We start from the raw sequence: 23,975 nt of genomic DNA, 5'->3' as shown, positions 1-23,975 counted from the left end.
AGCGGGAAGTCAAAAGTCAAAATAAACAAGTTTAGATGATGGATTATCCATTGATTGGTTTTGTCAAAATCTAAAATTCTCTAGCTTCTCATTGTGGATCTGTAATTGCACCCATAAACAAAATGCTACCTGTTTGATGATCACGAATAACACAGAAAAAGGGCCGGTCAACAATCATGCGGAAAGGTTCAGGTTTTTCTCTAAAAGCCGTGGGTACCATTCCCACTGATGTAGAGGCTGCTGCTTCTGTACCTTCTTCATTGACTTCCAAAAATGTTTTATGCTTAACCTGACTAATTTTGAGATTTGTACCCATGTCTGAAAAATTAGCTTGATTACTAAAAGCTTCTGCCATCCCTAAAGCTGTCAGCGCATCGTTGAGTGTGACATCATAGTCGGTTTTGAATCTGGGTACACGAATAAATCCATCTCGATTTTGGAACTTAGTCATCCATTTTTCCCAGTTCTCAAAATTCAAGTTTTGATAAAAGGTATTGAGGTTAGATTCCTCTTTAGGCAAGAAGATGTAAAAACTGACTTTACCATCCTCTCCATAAGGTAAACTTACCGCCTGAAACTTGTCATTTTCATAGTAGCGATATTCGCCGGTTTGCGACATCATCGGATGTTGTTTCTGTACGCCAGATGAAGTGAAAAAGGGCTGTTCGGCAGTTTGTGACTTATCAAACTGATTAGTCCATTGCCCTTTAAAATATATGGCATTAATCAAAAACAACACCTGATCTGGTTCAATTTGTTCGACTATTTTGTTAATTTTGCCGCGAGTATTCTCTTGCACCCAATTATTAATAGTATTGAGAGATGTCGCATCTTGAAAGTCTAAATTCGTTACCTTCGCGTTGTAAACATCTTGAGTGCGTTTGATAAAACTTGGCTGCAAAGTAGCATCTTCATTTGCCCACAGCGAGTTAGCAATAGTTAGTTGCACATTTGGATCAGGATTTTCCAGTAATTCTCTTAATGTGGCGTAAGCAGAGTTAATTTCTGGTAGATTCATACCTTGTAATTCCAGCGCTTTAGCCATTGCTTGTTGAGTGGAACCACTCGCACCATTGTAGGTCATAGCCAAGGCGATCGCTACACTTGAAGGTGAAACAAAAACGTTGTTGTTTCTACTAGGCTGTTTTAAAATTTCCGAAAAAAGTTTGAAGCCAAATTTGTTATTAGCATTCACTAATTTTGTATCAGAAATTAGTTTTTTTTTAGGCAATGGAGTTACTGACTGAGCTAATCCAGATTCTGTCAGGGTATTGGTACTACTATTGACCGGGGAACACCCTAATACACCAAAAAGAACAACACTAGCCGCTGCCAAAACGTAGCGTCTTCCTAAACTCACACCGTAACGTCTTTGCAGAAAATCGTTTTTCACACCACTCAATTTCTGCCTATTCATTCTGCCACCTCTCTTACCAAATATATTTAGCTGTATCGCAAAAATGACGCTAGCTAAATCATGTTTCACTTGCTTACTATTGCATTTACAACAACACAAATATTAAGCGGTTACAGTTTTGGTAACAGTGAGTTGGTAGGGACAATTAAATATAACTTATGGCATCTAATAATTGGGGCAGCTAGATTAATTAAGTTGGCAACAATTTGGAGCTTTTAAAGAAAAATTCTAACTAAATGTATTTTAAAGTACCAATTAATAAAATTCCCCATCTTATTTAATTTATAATCATAAGTAAATTTAATCAATTAAATAAAATTTAGGAATTTACTGCACAATGATAACTACTATACATTTTACATTAAATCAGATAGATAGCAACTTTTTGATTCAGGCAAGATCACCGGATTACATAACAGTTTGATAGGTATTTTTGCTTATTATTAGTAACCTAGTAAACAAAATTTCCAAGGTATAGACCATTATCTATTATACTTCCTAGAAAAATTTTTGTTTTATTTTTTTTGATAGGTTCTGCAAACGTAATTTTGTCACCCGAATTGCTGTCAAATCCTTGATATTAGGAGGAAAGTTCTTTTTGTGATCAAAAAATGTATTTAATTCCTCCAGAATTACTTGGAACCGCTTGATAATATTTTCAGATCGGTACTCGGCAAAAAAGTTTTCTGATAAAGTAGTGTTTTCTGAGTATTTCAGCACATTTAGAATACGTTGGACATCATACTCTTGAGAATAACAGGTAATTTTATGACAATTAAATCCTGGATCTAAGTAATCTGACAAACCACCATTAATACTAGAAAATACCTGACAACCACAAGCAAGAGCTTCCATTGGTTGTAGACCAAAACCTTCACTCACGCGCTGTTGCGCCCAATATTCACCAGAGTCATAAAGGTAAACTTTGGCTTGATTAAATAAACCTGGCAAATCCTCTACATAAGAATCTACTAATTTCACAGCACATTTTTGTTGCAAAGCAGGAATCAATTCTTGCAGTAAATATTCAGAAGATTTGCGAGCTTGGACTAAAACATCAATATTTCGCTGAAGATGCAAATTTTGAAATTCGTTACTAATTTCGTTGGGCAAATAATAAATCAGAGAATTAAGAGACTTTTGCCCCCAATATCCCATTGTGTTACGGCTAACAGTAATAATGGGAACACTCGCAGGTAGCTGGAAGTTGTAACCTGCACTATGGGCATGGTAAACGACGTTGTATTGCTTAAGCTTTTTAGCGAGTTTAGCTACATCAAATCCCCAGCTAATCACAAAAATTACATCATCTAAATTTTTTTCCGCAAGCAAATCATTGATAAACAATTTGCCTGTTTCCCTTTGACGGTAAGTGACAACCTCCGCACTACAAATCTTCTGAGCCAGATGAACTGTTTTTAACTCTGCCCAAAGACCCCCGCAAGCAAATTTACCATCTGTGCCTGGAACTAAAAAATAAAGCTTTCTCATGCAATCACTCTTGATAATATTTACTCTTGCCAGCTTACCTTGACAAAATGCCCTTGTCGTCCCCAAACGTCACGAGTCAATGTAATATTTTCAATTGCCAGGTTAAACGGAATGGCCGTTGTCAGGTATCGCTGCGCCATAAAACCTAAATCTGGTGCGATTTCCGCGGCTGTAGTAGCAGCTAATCCCAAACCTATCAATTGCTCCACTGGTCGGAATGGCAGCAACAAATTTACCCCCACAGCTAACCCGGCTGTCAACAGCATAGCCACTGATACATTTGTGCCACAACGGGGATGTACAGCCAAATCCCATTCACCATTAACCAACCGATTTAAGCCTAGTATGACCGCACGTCGCAAATCACTAATATTCACTTCTCCATAAAGGTAAAATCCTTGTTCTGTAGACAAACCACCTAGTAATTCGTTATCTACTTGAACCTTAATGGGTTGATATTTGGAGGTACGGACACTGTTGGATTCACTCAGAACCCAAACCGTAGCATGTTCTAAGGCGTGAACCTGTCGCAACATGATCATTTCTTTCAACCCAGGGATGAATGCTAGCTGCTTGAGTAAATCAGCATCTTGTGTGGGTTGAGGTGCTGTAAAATCAAAACTCAAAAAATCAAAGGGAGACGAGCTACTTTGCATAGAAGCGGAAGTATTCATGAGAACACTTTACTCCAAGTTGATGGAGCAACATAGATTTCTTACAAATGTAGCGCTTGAGGTAGTAGTTTGTTGCTAATTTTTGTTAGAGAGTGGTGAGGGGTCACAGCTGGTATAGCTCCGCCCCTCTAAATATTGTTAAGCACAACAGGATTTTTTCAAGTTCTGGCTTGGTGTTGTATCCGCAACTTTTACTACAAAAACTTCCCAACGGTTGCCATCTGGGTCTGTTACCCACACCTTATCTTGCACAGCATAACAACAGTCCGTATTGTCTTCAGTAAACAATGCTAGCCCTGCCTCTGTAAACCGTTGTATGGCAGATTGCACTTCTTGAGTACTTTCAACTTGTACACCCAAATGAGACAATGCACCACCAGACTGGACATTACTTCCTCGGTTGAGAGTCAGGTTTAATGCCGGATGAGAAATATCAAACTTAGCGTAGTCCGCTTTATATTTGACAGGTTCCACATCAAACATTGCGCGATAAAAGGCTACGGACTTTTCAATATCATTGACATTCAAAGCCACATGAGTTTTCAAAACTGCCATAATTTCAGCTCCTTGATATTACAAATTACTAATACAGCGTGGATCTCGCAATGTAGCTTTTTGCGGTTCCCTGGGAAACCAATTTGCTGTGCGTTTACAAACTTCAACCAGCATTAACATTACTGGTACTTCAATTAAAACCCCTACCACTGTAGCCAGTGCTGCACCTGAATTTAACCCAAACAACATCACAGCCGTCGCAATGGCAACTTCAAAGTGATTGCTGGCTCCAATTAATGCTGCGGGGGCGGCATCTTCATAAGATATATTCAATTTTAATGCTGCCACATAACTAATTAAGAAAATGAAATTAGTTTGAATGAAAAGTGGTACAGCAATTAGCACAATGTGTAAGGGATTATCAACAATAACTTCACCTTTAAATGCAAATAGCAAGACCAAAGTAATGAGCAGGGCAGTAATTGAAATTGGAGTGAGATACTTTAAAAACCGCCTTTCAAACCACTCTCTACCTTTGTGTTTGAAAATCCAGTAACGGCTGTACATTCCTGCTGCTAATGGCAAACCAACATAAATTATCACTGATAAAACTATGGTTTGCCACGGCACTATTAAATCATTGGCTGCTAGTAACCATCTGCCCAAAGGTGCATACAAAAACAACATCAACAGCGAATTAACCGCCACCATCACCAAAGTGTGTCCTTGATTAGCGTAGGAAAGATATCCCCACATCAAGACCATTGCCGTACAAGGAGCGATTCCCAATAAAATTGTCCCAGCAATGTAGGAATTTACTATTTCTACTTCGTTACCACGAATTAATTCTGTACCTGTAATTAATGGACGAAATAACCAACCCAAGAAAAACTGAGCAAATGCCACCATTGTGAATGGTTTAATTAACCAGTTAACCACTAAGGTGAGAATTACAGGTTTGGGGGCGCGGACAGCATTGATAGCTTGGGTAAAGTCAATTTTCACCATGATGGGGTACATCATGAAGAAAAGACATACCGCAATGGGAATTGACACTTGATAAATACTCATCGCATCTAGCGCCACAGCCACCCCAGGAAATAATCTTCCTAGTGCAATACCCGCCACGATGCACAAAAACACCCAAACGGTGAGGTATTTTTCAAAAAAACTGAGATTACTCCCAGCCTGCACTGGGGCTGCATTAGCTTTTGTATTCATCGATATCACCTTGAGATGGGTATTGGGAGATGAAGAAGAGACTTAACTCAATTCTTCCTATTCTCCACCTTCAGCTTTCCACGCAATAGCTTTGGCGGGTTTGGGGTCGGGTAGCTTCATAGTCACCAGTCCGGCTGCTAGTACTAACAATGTGGATGTCCACAGACAACCTACTAAGTCGAAATATTGAAAGACTAATCCTGATAAGACTGTGCCGGCTAGTCGTCCACCAGAGTTAGCCATGTAGTAGAAACCGACATTCAGCGCTACTTTATCGTCGTCGGTGAAGGCTAAAACTAAATAAGAGTGAACGGCGGAATTAAAAGCGAATACTACACCAAATACCAGTAGTCCTCCCACAATGGCAATATTACCAGGGACACCCAATTGTAATGCTAAGGCGATCGCAGCTGGCACAATGGTGAGGGTAAATGTCCAAAACTGGATAGTCTTTGATTGGGGTGGCTGACCAGAACCAAATCGCTGAATTAACACTGGCGCTAAGAACTGAATAATGCCATAGCCAATTACCCAACAAGCCAAAAAGCCACCGACTTGATAGAATGACCAGCCTAAAGTTCCCCTCAAGAAAACTGGTAAACCGACAACAAACCAAACGTCCCGTGAACCAAATAGAAAGAATCGAGCAGCTGAGAGAATATTAATTTCTCTGCTTTTAGAAAAGAGTTGGCTAAACTTGACTTTCGTTTTGATTTTACCCATGCCTCTGGGCAACATGAACCCAGTGAATAAAATCAAGAACAGTCCCCCGGCCATAATCCATAGGGCATTGTTAAACCCAACAGAAGTTAACAAGACACTACCGACAAAGAAGCCAACTCCTTTGAGGGCATTTTTGGAACCGGTTAATACTGCCACCCATTTAAATAAAGATGATTGGGCTTCTTGGGGAACAACCAAGCGAATGGCACTTTTAGAACTCATTTTAGTTAAATCTTTGGCAACCCCAGAAAAGGCCTGTGCTACCATCACATAACCGACAGCCATCCATTCAGCCCAATCTGGATTCAGCCAAGACAGCATCACCATCGAGAACACTTGTAACCCGATACCAGTGTAAAGAGTTATCTTTAATCCAAATTGCGAACCAATCCAACCACCTAAAAAATTAGTAACAACGCCAAATATTTCATAGAACAGAAATAAGGAAGCGATTTGTAATGGTGTGTAGCCAATACTGTCAAAATACAGCAGTACCAGCATTCGCAAAGCACCATCAGTAATGGTGAAACCCCAGTAGGCTAGGGTAACGAGGATATAGTTTTTAAGATTGCCTTTAGAAGCTGTAGAAGTCATGAAAAATTGGGGAGTAGGGAGTAGGAAGTGGGGAGAAGAAACCGCCTAATGACCAATGACTAATGACTTAAAGCAATTTTTCGGGCGAGTTCAACCATGCGGTTGGCGTAGCCCCATTCGTTGTCGTACCAAGCGAGTATTTTGACTTGAGTTTCGTCTACCACCATTGTGGAGAGGGCATCAATGATGGAAGAACGTGGGTCATCTTTGTAATCGATGGATACTAAGGGACGTTCTTCGTAACCTAAGATGCCTTTGAGGGGTGCTTGTTCTGAAGCGGTTTTTAATAAACTATTGATTTCTTCTACTGTCGTCGGACGCACAACTTCAAATACACAGTCTGTTAAAGAAGCGTTGAGTAATGGCACTCTGACAGCTATACCGTTGAGTTTGCCGTTGAGTTCGGGATAAATTAAACCGATGGCTGTAGCAGAACCGGTGGTGGTGGGAATTAAAGATAAGCTGGTAGCCCGCGCCCGACGTAAGTCTTTATGAGGTGCATCAACAATAGTTTGAGTATTGGTGTTGTCATGGATGGTGGTAATAATTCCATGTTTAATACCCAAACCCTCATGAATTACCTTGACTACGGGGGCTAAACAGTTGGTGGTACATGAAGCAGAAGTCAAAAGATGATGCTTTTCTGGTTCATATAGATGGTCATTTACCCCCATGACTATATTTAAAGCTTCTTCCTTCACAGGGGCGGCCACAATTACCTTTTGTACCCCTCTTTTGAAATAAGGATCGAGGGTGGCGGGGGTACGGAATTTACCGGAACATTCTAGTACTACATCAACACCAAATTCTTCCCAAGGCACGTCACCAGGTTTACTATATTCACTAAAGCTCAGAGGTGTACCGTCAATTAAGACACGTTCCCCTTCTGCTTCTACTTCTGGTGTCCAACGTCCATGAACAGAGTCAAACTTCAACAAGTGTGCAGATGTAACAGCCCCACCTTTGATTTCGTTGATGTGAACAAACTCTAATTCTGGCCAACCCCACGCAGCGCGCAAGGCTAACCGTCCAATGCGACCGAATCCATTGATGCCTACACGAACTGTCATGGACTTTTTGGGGTGATGTGAAAAAGTTATGTTTATATCATTTCAAAAAAACTTGATATGTCAATCAGTCTAATGGCACTGTACATAAAAATTCATCAAAAAAAATTGATGTATCAGTCAAGCTTATATAATTTGTAAGAGCAGCCAAGGTTGGTTGATGATCAGCGGAGGGTTTCAAGGCTGATCATCTTTGCTAAATTTGATAGGCGATCGCTTAAAATTTAGAAGTTGGTGATTTCTATCTTCCCAAGAGAATGTCTCAGTCAAGTTTTCAGCGTGCCAATACTCTTAAATCGGCTTTTTTGGCTTGTAATGTTGAGCCACTTGAACCGGCAGAAATGGAACGGTATTATGTCGATCTATCGGTGGTGCGAAAAACTTCGGCTATTGATAATGTCAGCACAATTTTGGACTTTCAAGATGCAGGTGATTTTACAACAATTTTATTTACAGGTCATCGTGGTTGTGGTAAGAGTACGGAGTTAAAAAAATTCAAAGTCTTTGGGAAAACAATTATCGGGTTATTTATTTAGAAGCGAATGAAGAGACAGATATTAATGATGCCCGGTATACAGATTTATATTTAATTGTCATTAAACAAGTTGAATTTGAATTACGGAAATTAGGTTTGACTTTTAATGAAAAGCTATTAAAAAGTTTTGAAACATGGTTTAAAGACATTACTCAAGAAACTGAGCAAAGTGTTGAAAAATCAGTCAATCTAGAAGCAGAAGCAACTCTCAGCCCTACAGCTCCATTTCTCGCCAAACTTATGGTCAAATTGTTGGCGCAAATTAAAGGCTCAGACAAGCAAAAGACAACTATTCGGCAAACTCTAGAAAAAGATTTATCTCGCCTGAAATCTGATACCAATCTGTTATTAAGCGATGCTTATACAAAATTGCGCCAAAAGTTTCCTGAATGCAAGGGTTTACTAATTATCTTTGATAATTTGGATCGGGTTCCGCCTGTAGTAGCAGAACATTTATTCTTTGATTATGCGGCGCAGATGCAGGAATTAAATTGTACAATCATTTATACAGTACCGATTTCAATTCTTTGCTCACCGAAAAATCCCCTGAATCAATTTGAGGTTTAAGGTTTGGTAATTCCCGTTCAATCACCAACCAAACAACATCTAAATCGATTTCAAAATAGTTATGAGTTAAAATATTTCGCATCCCAATCATTTGCGACCAAGGAACATCTGGATTTGCCTCACGAATATCGGCAGATAATACACGTGATGCTTCTCCAATAATTTGTAGGTGTTGAATAAACCAAGTTTGAATTAGTTCGTTGTCTTCAAAAGCTTTTCGACCTTGAACTGCATACTTGTCGATACGTTCGATAGCTTCTAAAATATCGCGCAACTTTTCACTATTATCCCTCACAACGGAACTGCCTCATTTAATACCCGCTCTCGAATGCGCGATCGCAATCCCTTTTCTGTGACGATATCGACTTCACAACCAAGTATTTCTTGTAACTCCATCAATAATCCACCCAAATCAAAAAGGCTACGTCCTGTCTCCATTTCAACTAAAAAATCGACATCACTGTTAACATCAGCTTCACCATGGGCTACAGAGCCAAAAATTCTGATATTATATGCTCCGTATTTTGTTGCTATTTGCAAAATTTCTTCCCGTTTGGCTGTCAGGATTTCATAGATATTCATAACTTAATACAAATATGTAGGTCAATTATCAATGCGATGTCTAACGACAAGACGCGTTGCATCTACGCATTTTGTAATTTTTTGGAGGTGCGATTGTGGTTGATTACAAGTGGAGTGTGATCATTATACAATTTCCACTGATTGAGTATTAATTTCTGTTAGATTGGTTAATCTAGTATCGTTTGTAAACAAAATTGTATTCAAAGATTGTGCAGTTGCAGCAACAATTGCATCAGGAAGTTTGAGTCTATATTGTTTTCGGAGTGAGATAGTTAAAAATTTGATATTATTATCAATACCCATGACTGTAATACAATTTAAAAAGTTCATAATTTGTTTTTCTTCTTCTAAACTGAGACTAGAATAAGAGAGCAATTCAATCTCAGTAATTATTGAAGCAAAATATTTCCCTAATGGTAGAGGATTGGCTAACTTACAACCCAATAAATATAGGATGATATTTGTATCCAGTAAAATTAAAGGCAGCTCATCTCCATTCATTCCTAATTTGCTGCTGATATTCTAAAGGATCTTGAGTCAGAGTTATTGTACCTGCAAATCGATTTAAATCAATATTCGCTTGTTGTTCAGATTGATAAGTTTGTAATATTTTCTCTATTTTTTGCCAATCTTGATAATCAATTAAAACTGCAACTGGACGCATAGATTCATCAGTTACAATTTTTTTGTTAATAGGCAGCATACTTTTACATTGAATTTAGGGATTGACTTTTTTATCTTAGCTTTTTGCGATCGGATATTTTGGCTATATGGTCAATAATCCTGGTTGTATACTGAGATAAATTTTGGGCGATGTAAGTATAAATTGCAGATAGGTTTTCTACGGCTGTTTCTGTCCAAAAAAGTTTCACTCTGGTAGCCCAAATTTTGCCCTAACTTCCTGTTGTCCCTTCCGCAAAATATCTTGATAAATTACTGATTCTTGCATAATATCCTCACATTGAATTATCTCTAATCTGCTTCCCTGTTCCCTTTCATATCACAACAACGGGCGGGTGATATTTGGCTAATACAGCGATAATCAGCTAAATATTCTTCTAAAACGGCAAATTGAGATACATGGAGACTGTAATAAATCCAGCGTCCTTCTTGGCGGGCATTAACTAATCTGGCTTCTTTGAGGGTTTTGAGGTGAAAAGATAGTTTAGACTGACTAACCCCCAAAGCATCGCATAAGTCGCACACACACTGTTCTTGCTGTTTTAGTAGCTCTAATACACTAATCCTAATGGGATCAGAAAGGGCATGAAAGCCAGCAGCAATTAACTGAGAATTGGTAGCAGAGGGGGTGGGCATCAGTGACATTTTTAGAAGGTATGCTATCTATCTTTATTCTGAACCAGAGACTACGGCTTCGGGTTGATAGCGAATACCAGCTTGTTTAAATCTGTGCAAAACTTCGCCTAAGCGATCGCAGTCTGCAATTAAACTTATCCGCACATAGCCTTCACCTGCAACCCCAAAGGCGTTACCGGGGGTGACAACAACGCCAGTTTGCTGCAATACATCCAAAGCAAAATCAGTGGAACCCATACCCACAGGACATTTCACCCACAGATACATGGTGGCTTTGGTTGTGGGAATGTCCCAACCTAACTTTCCTAAACCTTGAATTAAGAAATCGCGCCGGGTACGGTAACGTTGCTGGACTTCATGCAAGTATACATCTGGTAGTTGCAAGGCGGTTTCGGCTGCGGTTTGTAAGGCGGCAAAAATCCCATAATCTAAGTTGGTTTTTAAAGTCCGTAAACCTTGAATCACATGGCGGTTCCCCACCACAAAACCCACGCGCCAACCAGCCATGTTATAGGTTTTCGATAAGGTGTGAAATTCTACGCCAATTTCTTTAGCACCGGGAATTTCTAATAAGCTTGTGGGTTGATATCCATCGAAAGCTAGCTCGGCGTAACATAAATCATGCACCAGCAGAATTTCATATTTACGCGCAAAAGCCACGATTTCTTCAAAAAATTCGCGGGGGGCTGTAGCGGCTGTGGGATTACTGGGATAGTTGAAATAGAGAATTTTGGCTTGTTCGGCCACTGCGTCGGGAATGGCTGCTAAATCTATTAACCAGTTGTTTTCTGGTTTGAGAATTAAGCTATGAATTTTCCCCCCAGCAATTAAGGGGCCGCGAAAATGGGCAGGATAGGCGGGAGAAGGAACCAGTACTAAATCACCAGGATTAATGTAGGCGATCGCTAGATGGGTTAATCCTTCTTTAGAACCCAATAGAGGTAAGGCTTCACTGTCAGGATCAAGTACCACACCATAGCGGCGCTTGTACCAATTAGTAATGGCACGGCGGAAACTCGCAGTACCTTCAAAGGGTGGATAACCGTGATTGGCGGGATTTTGCAAGGCAGCCATCGCCGCTTCTACCACTGGCTGTGGTGTGGCACCATCGGGGTTACCCATGCCCAAATCAATTAAATCTAGCCCTTGTTCTCGTGCTTTAGCCTTGAGTTCGTCCAGACGGGCAAACACATAAGGAGGCAATTGTTGTACACGTTCTGCGGGGGTAATCCAATTCAAGCTCATTCTGAAACCTCTTCACTCATTCCCCTAGTGGAGACACGATTTGTCACCTCTCTACTATCTGTTGGTGCAGTTGTAGAAATCATCGCTGCCATCAACTGTTCTAATGCCACTTTAAAAGGTAGTCGATGGATATCTGAATTAGGATCTAAGGCGATTTCGGCGGCTGTTTGTAACTCGCCTAGTGTCATGTTGCCTAATCCCAAATGCTCTAATTTTTGCGGCAGTCCAATCTCTGCGTAAAACTTTAATAGCTGTTGTCGTGCGGAGGTTGCTAGTTGATTACCCTGAATCATTTCTTCTAGACGCAGTTGTACCAAAATACCGTAGGCAACCTTTTCGCCATGTATACTGCTATGTCCGGCGATGTGAGTTAACCCGTTATGTACGGCATGGGCAGCTACGGTGCGACATTGCGCCCCCCCTAGTCCACCAATTACCCCAGCCAATAATACGGTAGCATCGACGACTTCTTTCCAAATCTCACTACCTGGTTCTTGCAGGGCCATAGCTGCTTTTTGCAATAAAATATCTCGCAAAACTCGCGCTTGTTGCACGGCGGAAATAATTAAAGTTTGTTGGGAATTACCACTACTAACAGAAGCTTCATACCATTTAGCGATCGCATCCCCAATTCCGGCTACTAATGTATGTGGTGGTGCAGTTTGAATTAAATCATAATCAAGTATCAATAAATCAGGACAGTGAGACAGCGCCACATCGTAAAGAAAAGCACCTGTCTCAGAATAAACATTGGAAAGGGCAGTCCAAGCGGCACAGGTAGCTGCCGATGTGGGAATTGTCACCACTGGCAACTGCAACTGATGAGCTACTAATTTAGCTGTATCTAACGCTTTACCGCCACCAACACCAATAATTACATCAGCTTGATGCTCTTTCGCTGCCTTTGTTAAAGCTTTTAAGCTAGCTTCACAGCAATCTGCACCATAGGAAGCTGAGGCAGTTGGTAACTTTTGCTTGGTTAAAATTGGTTGCAAACTCTTTTCGCACATGGCGAGCGTAGAATTACCCGCCACAATTAAAGGACGACTTCCCAACCGGGCAATCTCTGCTGGTGCTGCCTGTAACACGCCAGACCCACGAATTATTTTGCCTGGGGCAACAGTCAGTGTCAATATCGAGCTAGATGTTTGAGTAGACAAAGCTTGTGTATAAAGATGATTGGGCATATAAATACTAGTTTGCCAAAACATTAAGATTTTTTAATGAAATTTTCGGCTTATGTCCCGGAATTTTTGTTTTTATGCTCATATCCGCATGATTATTCGAGACAAATTGCCATTACTAGTGATTTATTTGACTTACATAGGCTTTAATCTACTGATAAAATAAACTAGATGTTTATCAACTGTTTGAATGGCTTGACTCTAAACTATGCCCATTCGCCTCAAATTCTCAACTCTGGAATTGTTGAATAATAAAATAAATGAAGAGTTAAATGTACATGAGCTTAGTCAATAAAATCTTAATCTAAACCTAATGATTATTGTATATTAAAACACAGAAAAAATAATGTAAAAGTTATTTTGCTCTGGCTACAGTCACCACTTTAATTTTTGTTGCTATGGGCTGCACTAGGCGCTGAAAAACTCAGTACAACTCCAATAGCCTGATTGCCTCTTGCCTGCCTACACTACCCAAACTCTCTAAGGGACCCAATTTAAAAAATAATCAGTCACTGTGTAGGCAGGGGAGCAGGGAGCAGGGGGGAAAGAAAAATATCACCTGAATAAATTGAGTAATTTATTCTCTGGAAGTCCTTAAAACATCAGCCGACAAACAGCTAAAGATGCCAAAATTCCCGCAGCATCAGCACAGAGAGCCGCTGGAAGTGTGTAGCTTGTGCGAATAATGCCAATGCTACCAAAATAAACTGCCATCACGTAAAAAGTCGTTTCTGTTGACCCTTGCATGGTGGAAACGAGAAAAGACAGAAAACTATTGGGGTCATTTTTAACAATTTCTGACATCAACCCAAATGAGCCACTACCTGACAGGGGGCGAATTAATGCCATTGGTAAGGCTTCTGGTGGCAGGGTGATGAGAGAGGTAATGGGAGAAACTATCGCTGTCAGAATATCGAGAGCGCCACTAGCACGAAACATACCAATAGCGACAAAAATTGCGACTAAAAAAGGAATAATCCGAATGGCAATTTCAAAGCCTTCTTTTGCTCCTTCGGTGAGGATTTCGTAAACTTTCACACCTCGGAAATAACCAAACAAGAGGAACAGACAAATGAGAATCGGTAGTAGCCAGTTGGAAAGGTTACTGACAAAAGCCATACTGAACAGATAAGGAAATCCTCGGATTGAGAGGCGGTAAAAGACAGCGGCGAAAAATGCCACAATTAGCCCGCCGAAAACAATATTGCCCATCATCCCCGGAGGAATTAATTCAGACTCAGGAATTTCATCAGATGCAGTTTTGGCGTCTAGGTTGTTAGTCTCTGACTCATACGCCAACGGTGTCAGCTCAGATGATTGTTTACGGGCGAGAATTTTACTAGCAATAATGGCAACAGATGTAGAGACGATAGTAGCAATAATGGAAGGCAAGATAATTCCCGCCGGATTGCTAGCCCCAGCACTGGCTCTGACAGTAATTACGCCTAAGGGTAACAGTGTCACCGATGAGGTATTAATGGCTAAAAACAAACACATTGCAGGTGTAGCCGTTCCCGGATGAGGATTGAGCTTATTCAGTTCTGCCATAGCTTTCAAACCCATTGGTGTGGCGGCATTTCCCAGTCCCAGGGCATTGGCTGCCATATTCATCACCATAGCTGACATGGCAGGGTGATTGGCTGGGATTTCGGGAAACAGTCGGCTCATCACCGGACGAATCAAACGGGCAATGAATCGCATCATACCTGCGGTTTCGGCAACCTTCATAATTCCCAACCACAACGCCATCGCCCCAATCAGTCCAATGGCCAGCGTGACTGCACTTTCAGCTGCTGTAAACGACGCTTCAGTTAATGCCCCCATATTGCCGTTATAAGCTGCAACTACAGTGGCGGAAACAATCAGGAACAGCCAAATGGCATTGAGTGGCGATGATGCTTTTTTCATCAAAAGTTGAAACTCTGATTAAATAATTTTTTGCATACTAAGCGATCGCACGGGCAATTGTGAAGACTAATCGCTCGATCATCCGATGTTACAGTATTTTTGCTCTGATAGTATGCAAATATAATAGGCCTCATAGCTAATTGGAACACTTATTTATACGAATTTGAGCAGGTAAACAATGAAACACAATTCATTATTTACTAACCGTATAGCAGTGCTGGCGACAATGCACCAAAAAGAAAGAGCGATCGCTCCGATTTTAGAAGCAGACTTAGGCATTCAAGTTATCGTGCTTGAAAATTTTAATACTGATATCTTCGGTACATTTACTCGAGAAATTCAACGCCCTGGTACTCAAATTGCAGCTGCTAGATTAAAAGCTGAAAAAGCATTAGAATTGACCGATGAAAATTTAGTAATAGCTAGTGAAGGTAGTTTTGCACCTCACCCCAGCATACCTTGGATTTCTAGTAATCGAGAAATTGTCATCATTTTAGATAAAAAACATAATTTAGAAATTATTGGAGAGGAGTTTTCTCTAGAAACTAATCATAACCATATAGTTGTGGAAAGTGTAGAACAGGCATTTCAGTTTGCCAATAAAATAGGATTTCCCTCACATGGTTTGGTAGTTATGTTTAGTGAATCTCCTCAATGTAGTCAGCAAGTTATTAAAGGGATTATTACTGAAGAACAACTTGTAGAAGCGGTACAATTCGTTCTCGAAAATTCGCCTACAGGGAAAGCACATCTAGAAACAGATATGCGGGCAATGTATAATCCTACACGCATGAATAATATTGCCAAAGCTACTGAAGATTTAGTCAGAAAAATTAACAGTCTTTGTCCAAAATGTTCTACGCCAGGTTTTGCAATTACAAAAAAAATTCCGGGTTTACCTTGTGCAATATGCCACTCCCCAACTCTTTTAACGCTAACTGTGATTTATCAATGTCAAAAATGTGGTTTTAGTCAAGAAAAACCATTTCCCAATGCAAGTCAATATGCTGATCCAGCACAATGTATGTATTGCAATCCTTAAAAAAAAATAGGGAGTAGTAGGGGGAGATGGATTTTGTTAGTAGTTTAAAGTTTTCCTCCTATTGCATGTTGTCTTACGCTTAGAGCCATAGTGGAACGAAGTAATTACAAATTTTTTGGACTTGTGTCAGAAATTTAATGCAAGTCTCAATGATAAAAATAGGCAAAGCTTATAGAAGTTGAGTTTTAAATAACTAATCAGTCTCTTCAAGAATTGACATTTTACAAAACTAGTGTAATTGGATAACCATAGGAGTAAGAAACACTTAAGGTTTGGAGGCAGCAGCGTATGGTTGCAGTTACTACTCAGTTAGAAAATACCAAAAAGCAAGCTCGCCTGACCATGCAAACAGTCGAGATTGGCGCTCAAACTACGGCTATTCGCTCTCTTGACTGGGATCGCGATCGCTTTGATATTGAGTTCGAGTTACACAACGGCACAACCTATAACTCGTTTCTTATTCAAGGTGAAAAAAAAGCTCTGATTGACACGTCTCATCGCAAGTTCGAGCAGTTGTATTTGGAGATATTGACAGGGTTAATTGACTTCTCAACGCTTGATTATTTAATTATTAGCCATACCGAACCAGATCACAGCGGTTTGGTGAAAGAGGTGTTGCAGTTAGCTCCCCAAATAACGGTAGTTGGCGCGAAAGTTGCCATCCAGTTTCTGCAAAATATGGTGCATCAACCATTTTCATCTTTGATTGTGAAAAATGGCGATCGCTTAAATTTAGGTAATGGGCATGAGTTGGAATTTGTTTCTGCCCCGAATCTGCATTGGCCAGACACTATTTTCACCTACGATGTGAAAACTCGCATCCTCTTTACCTGTGATGCATTTGGGATGCACTACTGTGACGACCATACCTTTGATGAAGATGCAGAACTAATTGCCACAGATTTTAAATATTACTACGATTGTCTCATGGCTCCCAATGCCCGTTCTGTTCTGTCTGCCATCAAGCGGATGGAAAAATTAGATGTGGGCATGATCGCCACAGGACACGGGCCTTTATTGCACAATTACTTGTCAGACTGGGTAAATCACTATCAACAGTGGAGCCAGGAACAGACAAAAATAGAGACTTTCGTTGCTCTGTTTTACTCAGAAGATTACGGTTGGAGCGATCAATTAGCCAGAGCGATCGCCCACGGTATCCAGAGGAATGGGATAGCGGTGGAATTGGTAGATTTAAGTGCTGCTGAAACTCATGAAGTTAGGGAATTAGTGAATCAAGCCGCAGGCTTAGTCATGGGAATGCCATCCCAATCTGATCAAAATGCCCATGCGGTTTTAAGTACCATTCTTGCAGCTGTACATCACAAGCAAGCCATAGGATTATTTGAAACTGGCGGCGGTGAAGATGAACCAATTTATCCTTTACGCAACAAATTTCAAGAGATTGGACTAACTGAAGCTTTCCCGCCGATTCTGATCAAAGAACCACCAACGCAGACTACCGAACAGATGTGTGATGAAGCGGGAACAGATATCGGACAGTGGTTAACACGCGATCGCACCATCAAACAAATGAAAGCCCTAGATAATAATTTAGAGCGAGCATTGGGAAGATTAAGTAGTGGACTTTATATTATTACCGTCCGTAAAGGAGACATCAAGAGTGCCATGTTAGCCTCTTGGGTGACACAAGCAAGCATGAACCCTTTAGGAGTTGCCATTGCAGTTGCCAAAGACAGAGCCATTGAATCATTACTCCACGTAGGCGATCGCTTTGTCCTCAACGTCTTAGAAGAAGATAATTACCAAAGTTTGATGAAACACTTCCTCAAGCGTTTTCCCCCTGGTGCAGATCGCTTTGCAGGTATCAAAACCTATGCCGCTAGCAATGGCTGTCCGATTCTGGTAGATACACTCGCATATATGGAATGCGAAGTCACAAGTCGCATGGAATGTAGTGATCACTGGATTATTTATAGCAACGTCCAAACCGGCAGAGTCTCTAAATTGGACGCCTTCACCGCCATTCACCACCGCAAAGTCGGAAATCATTATTAAGAAAGAGAACAGAAGAAGCAGGAGGCAGAGAGACAAGGGGACAAGGGGACAAGGAGAAAAACTTGGGAATAGTCACAAAAACTTACCCCCCATCTCCCCATCTCCCCATCTCCCCACTCTCCATTCATCAGGGTATTGAAACAATGCAACTACTTAAAAATGTGCCAGTCAAACCCATAAAGCGGGAAAGCTGGTTAAATCTGGGTCGAATTGTCCAAGCACTGGAACTGATTCAAGACTTGATTGTGATTTCGCTGTGCATGGGGCTATTTAGCTTTATGGTGCTGCAAATCCGCACTATGTTTCTCTCTCTTATCCCTCCAGTTCAGTTCCATGTTGTCATGGCAGATATTCTGTCATTGCTGATTTTAGTAGAGTTATTCCGCTTGTTAATCATTTATCTACAAGAGCAACGAGTTTCAATTGGCGTTGCTGTAGAAGTTTCCATTGTTTCTGTATTGCGAGAAATGATTGTGCGTGGAGTACTAGAAACCACATTTATGCAAGTTTTAGCTGCTTGTGCTTTTTTACTGGTTTTAGGCGTGTTGATGGTTATTAGAGTTTGGTTACCTCCAACCTTTGAAGGTATCGATCCAGAACATCAAGTCTCTAAGCGGTACAAAAAGCGTTTTCCCCAAGAAATGGCTGATGTCAATCATCATGCCGATTAATAACTAATAATTCATTGCTAATTTCTGAATTGTGAATTGATATCACCCTTCCCCACCAAGTAAATTTATGTCTCTTCTATCTTCTACCCCTACAAACACACGCCCCCGTGACGTTCAAGTTGCCGAAATTAGTACAAACACCTTAGTTTTGCGATCGCGTACTTGGGAACGCCTAAAATTTGAAGTTGAATATGCCCGCCAAAAAGGAACAACAGCTAATTCTTATCTCATCCAAGCTGAACGCACTGCTTTAATTGACCCTCCTGGGGAGTCTTTTACCGAAATTTTTCTGCAAGAATTAGCAAAACATCTAGATTTAACTCAGTTAAATTACATTATTCTCAATCACGTCAATCCTAACCGGATGGCAACTTTAAAAGTTCTCCTTGCACAAGCACCCCAAGCCAAAATAGTTTGTTCTAAACCCGGTGCTAATGCCTTGAAAACAACTTTTCCTGAATGGATGTCGAACATTCAGTCTGTGCGTGAAGATACACTTGACTTGGGAGGAGAACATCAACTGCAATTCATTACTGTACCCACTCCGCGTTGGCCTGATGGACTAATTACTTACGATGCTGCTACCCAAATTCTCTATACAGACAAGTTCTTCGGGGTTCATGTCTGTAACGATATCCTACTTGATGAAAACTGGAAGCAACTAGATGAGGATCGCCGCTACTATTTTGACTGTCTCCACGCTACCCAGTCCAAACAAGTGGAAGCAGCTTTAGAAAAATTAGCCCCTTTCAAAACTAAATTCTACGCTCCTGGTCATGGCCCCATTGTGCGCTATAGCCTCAGCCGCTTTACTTACGATTATCGTCAATGGTGTCAGGAACAGAAAACCCAAGAATTGCGAGTTGCTTTGCTTTATGCTTCTGCTTACGGTAACACGGCGATATTAGCCCAGGCGATCGCTCAAGGTTTAATTGAAAATGGAGTTTCTGTAGAATCAATCAACTGTGAACTTACAGATTCCACCGAAATTACCCGTGCAGTGGAAGCTAGCGACGGCTTTATCATCGGTTCTCCGACCTTAGGTGGTCATGCACCTACTCAAATTCAAACTGCTTTGGGAATTATCTTATCTACAGCAACGAAAACTAAATTAGCGGGAGTGTTTGGTTCCTATGGTTGGAGTGGTGAGGCTGTCGATTTAATAGAAAGCAAATTACTAGATGCTAGTTTCCGTTTGGGGTGTGAAACTATCCGTGTTCGCTTCAGTCCCACTGAATTCACGTTGCAGCAGTGTCAAGATGCAGGAGCAGAATTCGCCCAAGTTTTGAAACAAAATAAAAAATTTCGCGTTCCTCGGCAAGTAGTCACAGAAACGCATATTGATCGCACAGAACAAGCTGTGGGGCGAATCGCTGGTTCTCTCTGCGTAATAACACACCAACAAGACAATAGCCACAGTGGTATCTTGACATCTTGGGTATCCCAGGCTACCTTTAATCCCCCTGGTTTGATGATTGCGATCGCAGAAGATCAAAATGCCGATCTGCTCATTCATCCAGGTAATCAATTCGTCCTGAATATTCTCAAGGAAGGACGCAATCTGCGGCGATACTTCTCCTCTCGCAGTAGCACTGAAAACTCCTTTGCCGAATTAGGAATTAAAACTGCTAACAACGGTTGCTTGATTCTCAATAATGCCCTCGCTTATCTAGAATGTACTGTGCAACAGCAAATGGCATCTGGCGATCGCTGGTTAATTTATGCAACTGTGGACAACGGGGAAGTCCTAGAACCTATCGGTATTACCGCCATCCAGCAGCGCAAATCGGGTAGCCATTATTAAAAGGTTTTCAGCCTCAACATTCTTCCTGACTTTTCACATCATGTGGAAAGGTCCACGGACAATATAACTTCCAAATCAGGACTTCAAAGTCTCTCGCCTCGCAGGAGAGAGATTTAGAGAGAGGTTTTCCAGATATCGTGAAAAGTTAATTAGCCCAGCGCTCCTATGTCAAAATGAGAATAACTGAAGCGAAGGGCTACGCCCCGCCCTTGGTGAATGCTCCCAAAGCAAGACAAAGGATTGACCTGAGCAATGGCAGAAGAAAAAAATCATAATCAAGCGGGAGAGGTTGCTCCCAGCACTGTTGACAAACAGGCTCCCACTGACGCCGAAAAAAATGCTCCCAGCACTGACGAACCAGCAGCAACAGATATCCCTACTGCCAACACGCCAGATCCCAAAGCAGCGAACCCGGAAACTAACCCCAACGCCGCCAAGCCAAAAGCTGCACCCCCCAAGGGAGATAAACCCCCCGCAGCAGCCAAAGCCGCGAAAAAGGAAAAACCTCCCGCTGTAGAAGATAAGCCGTTTTTAGAGTTCATGGAGCAACACTACTTACCATCTTTACAGAAAGCGATCGCCGAAGAAGGTGTACAAGACTTAGATCTGTCTTTTGCCAAACAGAAGCTCCCCATTGCTGGCTTTCAATCATCTGAAGAATGCTGGCAAGTTATTGGTAGTTGGCAAAATGGTCAGCGCCAGTTTAACTTGTATTTCCCTGACGAAGATATTAGCGGGAAAAAGGGATTTTCTTGTAATGAAGGAAAAAAACCTAGCACCCTTGAGTCATTCTTAATTGATGAGCGGAGAATTACACTTGACCTTTTAGTGTTTGGCTTAGTCCAACGTTTAAACGGTCAAAAGTGGTTGGGTAGAAATTAGTTAAGTTCATCAAAATTGTAGGTGACGGCTCCAGTAATGGGGTCGTTGTCTATTCTCACATACCCTGATTTCAACATTTCTTTGAGAGTAGATTCTACTTCCGCGAAGCTGGCTCCTGTTGCACTGACACCTTGAGTTACCGTTAAAGCACCGCCCTTTTTTTCTGCGGCTTGAATCAGTGCCACCACAAGTTGATTACCCGTGGGACGGTAAACTTGAGAGGCGATCGCAGGTTGATTCACAGGTACACCCAAAGAAGATAACCCTGCTTTAGCTCTGAGGTTCTCTTCGTACTCATTAACCATATTAGGAATCAGCAACAGATCCACGAATTGTCCTATCCCAAAAATCCCACCAGTAAACAGCCACAAAAGACCCGTTCCTATTTTGCCATTGTATAAACGATGCAGCCCTCCTAGTCCAAAAAACAACGCTGCACTCAAAATATAAGAGACAAGAAGACGGTCTTTATGCTGATTATTTTCCAGATTCATCTTGTTTTCAACCCTTTGGATTTTTTTTGTGATCTCAGATGGATTGTTGATGCTGTTTTGTTTGAGGTTAGCAGGTCAGCTATATTCAGGGGCTGACAAATAAAAAAATAATCAAATCCCTGCGGGACGCTACGCGGTAAGCGCAGCTATTCCCGTTAGGGCTTTACTCTTTAGGGAGCAGGGGAAGTAAGGGTGAATACATTTGATAGTCGTATTAGATACAGGAATTGAGTAATTTAATTTTTGGATGCCCCTAATTCAACAGTCTTCAGTAATCATGATAATTCACTTTATATTTGTCAATTTTAAGTGCATAACTTAAGATAATATTGCTTAGTTGGATGTATTAAAAAACACCAAATTTTACTGGATATAGAAGTTATTTGTGCATGACCATGAGAGTGCGCCAATCTGTTGTCAAGCTAGTCCCTCACGGACAAAAGCTTACAATAAAGGCCTGAAAATGTTTCTTTTCTAGCCTCTAGTACAGCACAACATAACCGTGAATACCCTTGATATGACTACCAATTCTTGATTTTTAGTTCCGTAAATGTTGAAATATTGTTGCAACTCTTAACCTTTTATATACCTTTTTCCCGGCTTCACCTTGGTAGACTGAAATTTATACAAATAAATTATTGTCGTCTCCTGCGCCTTGTGAGAGCATTATCCTTGGCTGACTGGTGTACTCAAGATAATAAAGAGAAAAGAGCAATCAAGACATGGTAGATTCCCTCCAAAAACCAGGCTTTGAAGAAATGCGTCCAGGGGTTAAAACCCCGGCAAAAGAAACCCTGTTAACACCCCGGTTTTATACCACCGATTTTGATGAAATGGCGCGGATGGATATATCCGTCAATGAAGACGAGCTAAAAGCCATCCTCGAAGAGTTCCGTGTAGACTACAACCGCCATCACTTCGTTCGGGATGCCGAATTTGAACAATCCTGGGATCATATTGACGGGGAAACTCGCCAATTGTTTGTGGAATTCCTAGAACGGTCTTGTACAGCGGAATTTTCGGGATTTTTACTGTATAAAGAACTCGGCCGCCGTTTGAAGGGGAAAAGCCCTGTATTAGCTGAATGCTTCAACCTCATGTCAAGGGATGAAGCTCGTCATGCAGGCTTTTTGAACAAAGCGATGTCAGATTTTAATCTGTCACTAGATTTAGGCTTTTTGACCAAGAGCCGCGCTTACACCTTCTTTAAGCCTAAATTTATCTTCTACGCCACTTATCTTTCAGAAAAAATTGGTTATTGGCGGTATATCACCATTTATCGTCACCTAGAAGCAAATCCTGAAGATAGAATTTATCCGATTTTCCGCTTCTTTGAAAACTGGTGTCAAGATGAAAACCGTCATGGAGATTTCTTTGATGCCATCATGAGATCCCAGCCACAAATGTTGAATGACTGGAAAGCAAAGCTGTGGAGTCGCTTCTTCCTGTTGTCAGTGTTTGCGACAATGTATCTCAATGACATCCAGCGCAAAGACTTTTATGCTTCCATTGGGTTAGATGCACGGGAATACGACATCCATGTAATTAAAAAGACCAATGAAAATGCAGGTAGAGTCTTCCCATTAATGCTGGATGTAGAAAACCCAGAATTTTATCAGCGATTGGATGTATGTATCCAGAATAACGAAAAGTTAGCTGCGATCGCTAAGTCCAATACTCCCAAATTCCTGCAATTCTTCCAAAAGCTACCCATTTACGTTTCTCATGGCTGGCAGTTACTGAAGTTGTACTTGATGAAACCCATTGATACTGTTTCTACTCACGGAGCAGTTCGCTAGGTTGTAAACACTTTATACAACGATTTTGTGGTTCTGTTTAACAGGGCCACTTTTTTTATGCAAAACATTTAATATTTTAACAAAAATATAGCTTTCCTCAATCATTTGATATCAAATCCACATAAAGCATCACGATTAAATTTGCCTTGCTGTATCTCTTTTTTAGATTAAGTTGCAAAATATTAATAATTATTAAGTTTGTATTTTTTATAGTGAATTATATAAAGAATCTGAAAATTTATCC

At 40.9% G+C, this 23,975-nt stretch carries 25 protein-coding genes; 8 read left to right on the top strand and 17 right to left on the bottom strand.

The window, feature by feature from the left end; all coding sequences use genetic code 11:
* Positions 1 to 88: 88 nt before the first annotated feature.
* The 7 genes from ACM0OS_RS07720 to ACM0OS_RS07690 all read right to left on the bottom strand — a co-directional run bounded on the left by ACM0OS_RS07720 (position 89) and on the right by ACM0OS_RS07690 (position 7,685).
* Complete coding sequence (locus ACM0OS_RS07720) at positions 89 to 1,417, bottom strand: serpin family protein (RefSeq protein ID WP_414542581.1); 1,329 nt, start codon at positions 1,415 to 1,417, stop codon at positions 89 to 91.
* Between the two features lie 498 nt (positions 1,418 to 1,915).
* Positions 1,916 to 2,908, bottom strand: a complete 993-nt coding sequence (locus tag ACM0OS_RS07715) for a glycosyltransferase (RefSeq protein ID WP_414542580.1) — start codon at positions 2,906 to 2,908, stop codon at positions 1,916 to 1,918.
* 20 nt (positions 2,909 to 2,928) lie between these two features.
* Complete coding sequence (locus ACM0OS_RS07710; RefSeq protein ID WP_414542579.1) at positions 2,929 to 3,582, bottom strand: DUF6391 domain-containing protein; 654 nt, start codon at positions 3,580 to 3,582, stop codon at positions 2,929 to 2,931.
* 138 nt (positions 3,583 to 3,720) lie between these two features.
* Positions 3,721 to 4,137, bottom strand: coding sequence for an ArsI/CadI family heavy metal resistance metalloenzyme (locus ACM0OS_RS07705; protein WP_414542578.1), 417 nt, complete (start codon positions 4,135 to 4,137; stop codon positions 3,721 to 3,723).
* A gap of 18 nt (positions 4,138 to 4,155) precedes the next feature.
* A complete protein-coding gene (gene arsB, locus ACM0OS_RS07700) occupies positions 4,156 to 5,298 on the bottom strand; it encodes an ACR3 family arsenite efflux transporter (protein WP_414542577.1) in 1,143 nt (380 codons plus the stop codon).
* A gap of 57 nt (positions 5,299 to 5,355) precedes the next feature.
* Entirely contained in the window at positions 5,356 to 6,615 is a 1,260-nt protein-coding gene (gene arsJ, locus ACM0OS_RS07695; RefSeq protein ID WP_414542576.1) for an organoarsenical effux MFS transporter ArsJ, read from the bottom strand.
* 59 nt (positions 6,616 to 6,674) lie between these two features.
* Complete coding sequence (locus ACM0OS_RS07690; RefSeq protein ID WP_414542575.1) at positions 6,675 to 7,685, bottom strand: ArsJ-associated glyceraldehyde-3-phosphate dehydrogenase; 1,011 nt, start codon at positions 7,683 to 7,685, stop codon at positions 6,675 to 6,677.
* Between the two features lie 254 nt (positions 7,686 to 7,939).
* On the opposite strand from ACM0OS_RS07690, the gene ACM0OS_RS07685 reads away from it, so the two are divergent.
* Positions 7,940 to 8,218: a hypothetical protein gene (locus tag ACM0OS_RS07685; RefSeq protein WP_414542574.1), complete on the top strand. Its 279-nt coding sequence runs from the start codon at positions 7,940 to 7,942 to the stop codon at positions 8,216 to 8,218.
* A gap of 95 nt (positions 8,219 to 8,313) precedes the next feature.
* Complete coding sequence (locus ACM0OS_RS07680; RefSeq protein WP_414542573.1) at positions 8,314 to 8,784, top strand: hypothetical protein; 471 nt, start codon at positions 8,314 to 8,316, stop codon at positions 8,782 to 8,784.
* Here the strand turns inward: ACM0OS_RS07680 and ACM0OS_RS07675 are convergent.
* The 9 genes from ACM0OS_RS07675 to ACM0OS_RS07635 form a co-directional block, all read right to left on the bottom strand.
* Positions 8,717 to 9,079: a DUF86 domain-containing protein gene (locus tag ACM0OS_RS07675; RefSeq protein WP_414542572.1), complete on the bottom strand. Its 363-nt coding sequence runs from the start codon at positions 9,077 to 9,079 to the stop codon at positions 8,717 to 8,719. The two genes, ACM0OS_RS07680 and ACM0OS_RS07675, sit on opposite strands and share 68 nt — an antisense overlap.
* A complete protein-coding gene (locus tag ACM0OS_RS07670; RefSeq protein WP_414542571.1) occupies positions 9,076 to 9,366 on the bottom strand; it encodes a nucleotidyltransferase family protein in 291 nt (96 codons plus the stop codon). The genes ACM0OS_RS07675 and ACM0OS_RS07670 overlap by 4 nt, the downstream gene beginning before the upstream one ends.
* 123 nt (positions 9,367 to 9,489) lie before the next feature.
* On the bottom strand, positions 9,490 to 9,867 hold the full coding sequence (locus ACM0OS_RS07665) for a PIN domain-containing protein (RefSeq protein ID WP_414542570.1): 378 nt from the start codon (positions 9,865 to 9,867) through the stop codon (positions 9,490 to 9,492).
* Positions 9,854 to 10,069 (bottom strand): hypothetical protein, encoded by a 216-nt coding sequence (locus tag ACM0OS_RS07660; protein WP_414542569.1) that lies wholly within the window; start codon positions 10,067 to 10,069, stop codon positions 9,854 to 9,856. Before ACM0OS_RS07660 ends, ACM0OS_RS07665 begins: the two co-directional genes overlap by 14 nt.
* A gap of 31 nt (positions 10,070 to 10,100) precedes the next feature.
* Positions 10,101 to 10,238, bottom strand: coding sequence for a hypothetical protein (locus ACM0OS_RS07655; protein WP_414542568.1), 138 nt, complete (start codon positions 10,236 to 10,238; stop codon positions 10,101 to 10,103).
* Positions 10,239 to 10,338: 100 nt separating this feature from the next.
* Complete coding sequence (locus tag ACM0OS_RS07650; RefSeq protein ID WP_414542567.1) at positions 10,339 to 10,683, bottom strand: ArsR/SmtB family transcription factor; 345 nt, start codon at positions 10,681 to 10,683, stop codon at positions 10,339 to 10,341.
* A gap of 33 nt (positions 10,684 to 10,716) precedes the next feature.
* Positions 10,717 to 11,928, bottom strand: coding sequence for an aspartate aminotransferase (locus tag ACM0OS_RS07645; protein WP_414542566.1), 1,212 nt, complete (start codon positions 11,926 to 11,928; stop codon positions 10,717 to 10,719).
* Positions 11,925 to 13,115 (bottom strand): iron-containing alcohol dehydrogenase family protein, encoded by a 1,191-nt coding sequence (locus ACM0OS_RS07640; RefSeq protein ID WP_414542619.1) that lies wholly within the window; start codon positions 13,113 to 13,115, stop codon positions 11,925 to 11,927. Before ACM0OS_RS07640 ends, ACM0OS_RS07645 begins: the two co-directional genes overlap by 4 nt.
* Positions 13,116 to 13,706: 591 nt before the next feature.
* Complete coding sequence (locus ACM0OS_RS07635) at positions 13,707 to 15,020, bottom strand: nucleoside recognition domain-containing protein (protein ID WP_414542565.1); 1,314 nt, start codon at positions 15,018 to 15,020, stop codon at positions 13,707 to 13,709.
* A 178-nt stretch (positions 15,021 to 15,198) separates the two neighbouring features.
* Between ACM0OS_RS07635 and ACM0OS_RS07630 the strand changes: the two genes are divergently transcribed.
* The 5 genes from ACM0OS_RS07630 (at position 15,199) to ACM0OS_RS07610 (ending at position 21,438) form a co-directional block, all read left to right on the top strand.
* Positions 15,199 to 16,062, top strand: coding sequence for a DUF6671 family protein (locus tag ACM0OS_RS07630; RefSeq protein ID WP_414542564.1), 864 nt, complete (start codon positions 15,199 to 15,201; stop codon positions 16,060 to 16,062).
* A 288-nt stretch (positions 16,063 to 16,350) separates the two neighbouring features.
* Positions 16,351 to 18,081 (top strand): diflavin flavoprotein, encoded by a 1,731-nt coding sequence (locus tag ACM0OS_RS07625; RefSeq protein ID WP_414542563.1) that lies wholly within the window; start codon positions 16,351 to 16,353, stop codon positions 18,079 to 18,081.
* Between the two features lie 143 nt (positions 18,082 to 18,224).
* Positions 18,225 to 18,752: a phosphate-starvation-inducible PsiE family protein gene (locus ACM0OS_RS07620; protein WP_414542562.1), complete on the top strand. Its 528-nt coding sequence runs from the start codon at positions 18,225 to 18,227 to the stop codon at positions 18,750 to 18,752.
* A gap of 67 nt (positions 18,753 to 18,819) precedes the next feature.
* Entirely contained in the window at positions 18,820 to 20,556 is a 1,737-nt protein-coding gene (locus tag ACM0OS_RS07615) for a diflavin flavoprotein (RefSeq protein ID WP_414542561.1), read from the top strand.
* Positions 20,557 to 20,808: 252 nt separating this feature from the next.
* A complete protein-coding gene (locus tag ACM0OS_RS07610) occupies positions 20,809 to 21,438 on the top strand; it encodes a DUF2996 domain-containing protein (protein WP_414542560.1) in 630 nt (209 codons plus the stop codon).
* Here ACM0OS_RS07610 and ACM0OS_RS07605 read toward each other — a convergent pair.
* The gene (locus ACM0OS_RS07605; RefSeq protein WP_414542559.1) at positions 21,435 to 21,932 is read right to left on the bottom strand and encodes a TM2 domain-containing protein; all 498 of its coding nucleotides are present in this window, start codon (positions 21,930 to 21,932) and stop codon (positions 21,435 to 21,437) included. The genes ACM0OS_RS07610 and ACM0OS_RS07605 overlap by 4 nt on opposite strands.
* 722 nt (positions 21,933 to 22,654) lie before the next feature.
* On the opposite strand from ACM0OS_RS07605, the gene acsF reads away from it, so the two are divergent.
* Positions 22,655 to 23,731 (top strand): magnesium-protoporphyrin IX monomethyl ester (oxidative) cyclase, encoded by a 1,077-nt coding sequence (gene acsF / locus ACM0OS_RS07600; RefSeq protein ID WP_414542558.1) that lies wholly within the window; start codon positions 22,655 to 22,657, stop codon positions 23,729 to 23,731.
* Positions 23,732 to 23,975 lie beyond the last annotated feature (244 nt).

The sequence above is a fragment of the Nostoc sp. CCY0012 genome (genome assembly GCF_963920855.1).
Classification (GTDB): Bacteria; Cyanobacteriota; Cyanobacteriia; order Cyanobacteriales; family Nostocaceae; genus Cyanocohniella.
This window is presented reverse-complemented; position numbering and strand designations above follow the sequence as displayed.

Bases quoted from the DNA above. Each gene is read 5' to 3' on its own strand.
- ACM0OS_RS07720 (WP_414542581.1), bottom strand. From the start codon at position 1,417: ATGAATAGGCAGAAATTGAGTGGTGTGAAAAACGATTTTCTGCAAAGA.
- ACM0OS_RS07715 (WP_414542580.1), bottom strand. From the start codon at position 2,908: ATGAGAAAGCTTTATTTTTTAGTTCCAGGCACAGATGGTAAATTTGCT.
- ACM0OS_RS07710 (WP_414542579.1), bottom strand. From the start codon at position 3,582: ATGAATACTTCCGCTTCTATGCAAAGTAGCTCGTCTCCCTTTGATTTT.
- ACM0OS_RS07705 (WP_414542578.1), bottom strand. From the start codon at position 4,137: ATGGCAGTTTTGAAAACTCATGTGGCTTTGAATGTCAATGATATTGAA.
- arsB (WP_414542577.1), bottom strand. From the start codon at position 5,298: ATGAATACAAAAGCTAATGCAGCCCCAGTGCAGGCTGGGAGTAATCTC.
- arsJ (WP_414542576.1), bottom strand. From the start codon at position 6,615: ATGACTTCTACAGCTTCTAAAGGCAATCTTAAAAACTATATCCTCGTT.
- ACM0OS_RS07690 (WP_414542575.1), bottom strand. From the start codon at position 7,685: ATGACAGTTCGTGTAGGCATCAATGGATTCGGTCGCATTGGACGGTTA.
- ACM0OS_RS07685 (WP_414542574.1), top strand. From the start codon at position 7,940: ATGTCTCAGTCAAGTTTTCAGCGTGCCAATACTCTTAAATCGGCTTTT.
- ACM0OS_RS07670 (WP_414542571.1), bottom strand. From the start codon at position 9,366: ATGAATATCTATGAAATCCTGACAGCCAAACGGGAAGAAATTTTGCAA.
- ACM0OS_RS07665 (WP_414542570.1), bottom strand. From the start codon at position 9,867: ATGAATGGAGATGAGCTGCCTTTAATTTTACTGGATACAAATATCATC.
- ACM0OS_RS07660 (WP_414542569.1), bottom strand. From the start codon at position 10,069: ATGCTGCCTATTAACAAAAAAATTGTAACTGATGAATCTATGCGTCCA.
- ACM0OS_RS07650 (WP_414542567.1), bottom strand. From the start codon at position 10,683: ATGCCCACCCCCTCTGCTACCAATTCTCAGTTAATTGCTGCTGGCTTT.
- ACM0OS_RS07645 (WP_414542566.1), bottom strand. From the start codon at position 11,928: ATGAGCTTGAATTGGATTACCCCCGCAGAACGTGTACAACAATTGCCT.
- ACM0OS_RS07640 (WP_414542619.1), bottom strand. From the start codon at position 13,115: ATGCCCAATCATCTTTATACACAAGCTTTGTCTACTCAAACATCTAGC.
- ACM0OS_RS07635 (WP_414542565.1), bottom strand. From the start codon at position 15,020: ATGAAAAAAGCATCATCGCCACTCAATGCCATTTGGCTGTTCCTGATT.
- ACM0OS_RS07630 (WP_414542564.1), top strand. From the start codon at position 15,199: ATGAAACACAATTCATTATTTACTAACCGTATAGCAGTGCTGGCGACA.
- ACM0OS_RS07625 (WP_414542563.1), top strand. From the start codon at position 16,351: ATGGTTGCAGTTACTACTCAGTTAGAAAATACCAAAAAGCAAGCTCGC.
- ACM0OS_RS07620 (WP_414542562.1), top strand. From the start codon at position 18,225: ATGCAACTACTTAAAAATGTGCCAGTCAAACCCATAAAGCGGGAAAGC.
- ACM0OS_RS07615 (WP_414542561.1), top strand. From the start codon at position 18,820: ATGTCTCTTCTATCTTCTACCCCTACAAACACACGCCCCCGTGACGTT.
- ACM0OS_RS07610 (WP_414542560.1), top strand. From the start codon at position 20,809: ATGGCAGAAGAAAAAAATCATAATCAAGCGGGAGAGGTTGCTCCCAGC.
- ACM0OS_RS07605 (WP_414542559.1), bottom strand. From the start codon at position 21,932: ATGAATCTGGAAAATAATCAGCATAAAGACCGTCTTCTTGTCTCTTAT.
- acsF (WP_414542558.1), top strand. From the start codon at position 22,655: ATGGTAGATTCCCTCCAAAAACCAGGCTTTGAAGAAATGCGTCCAGGG.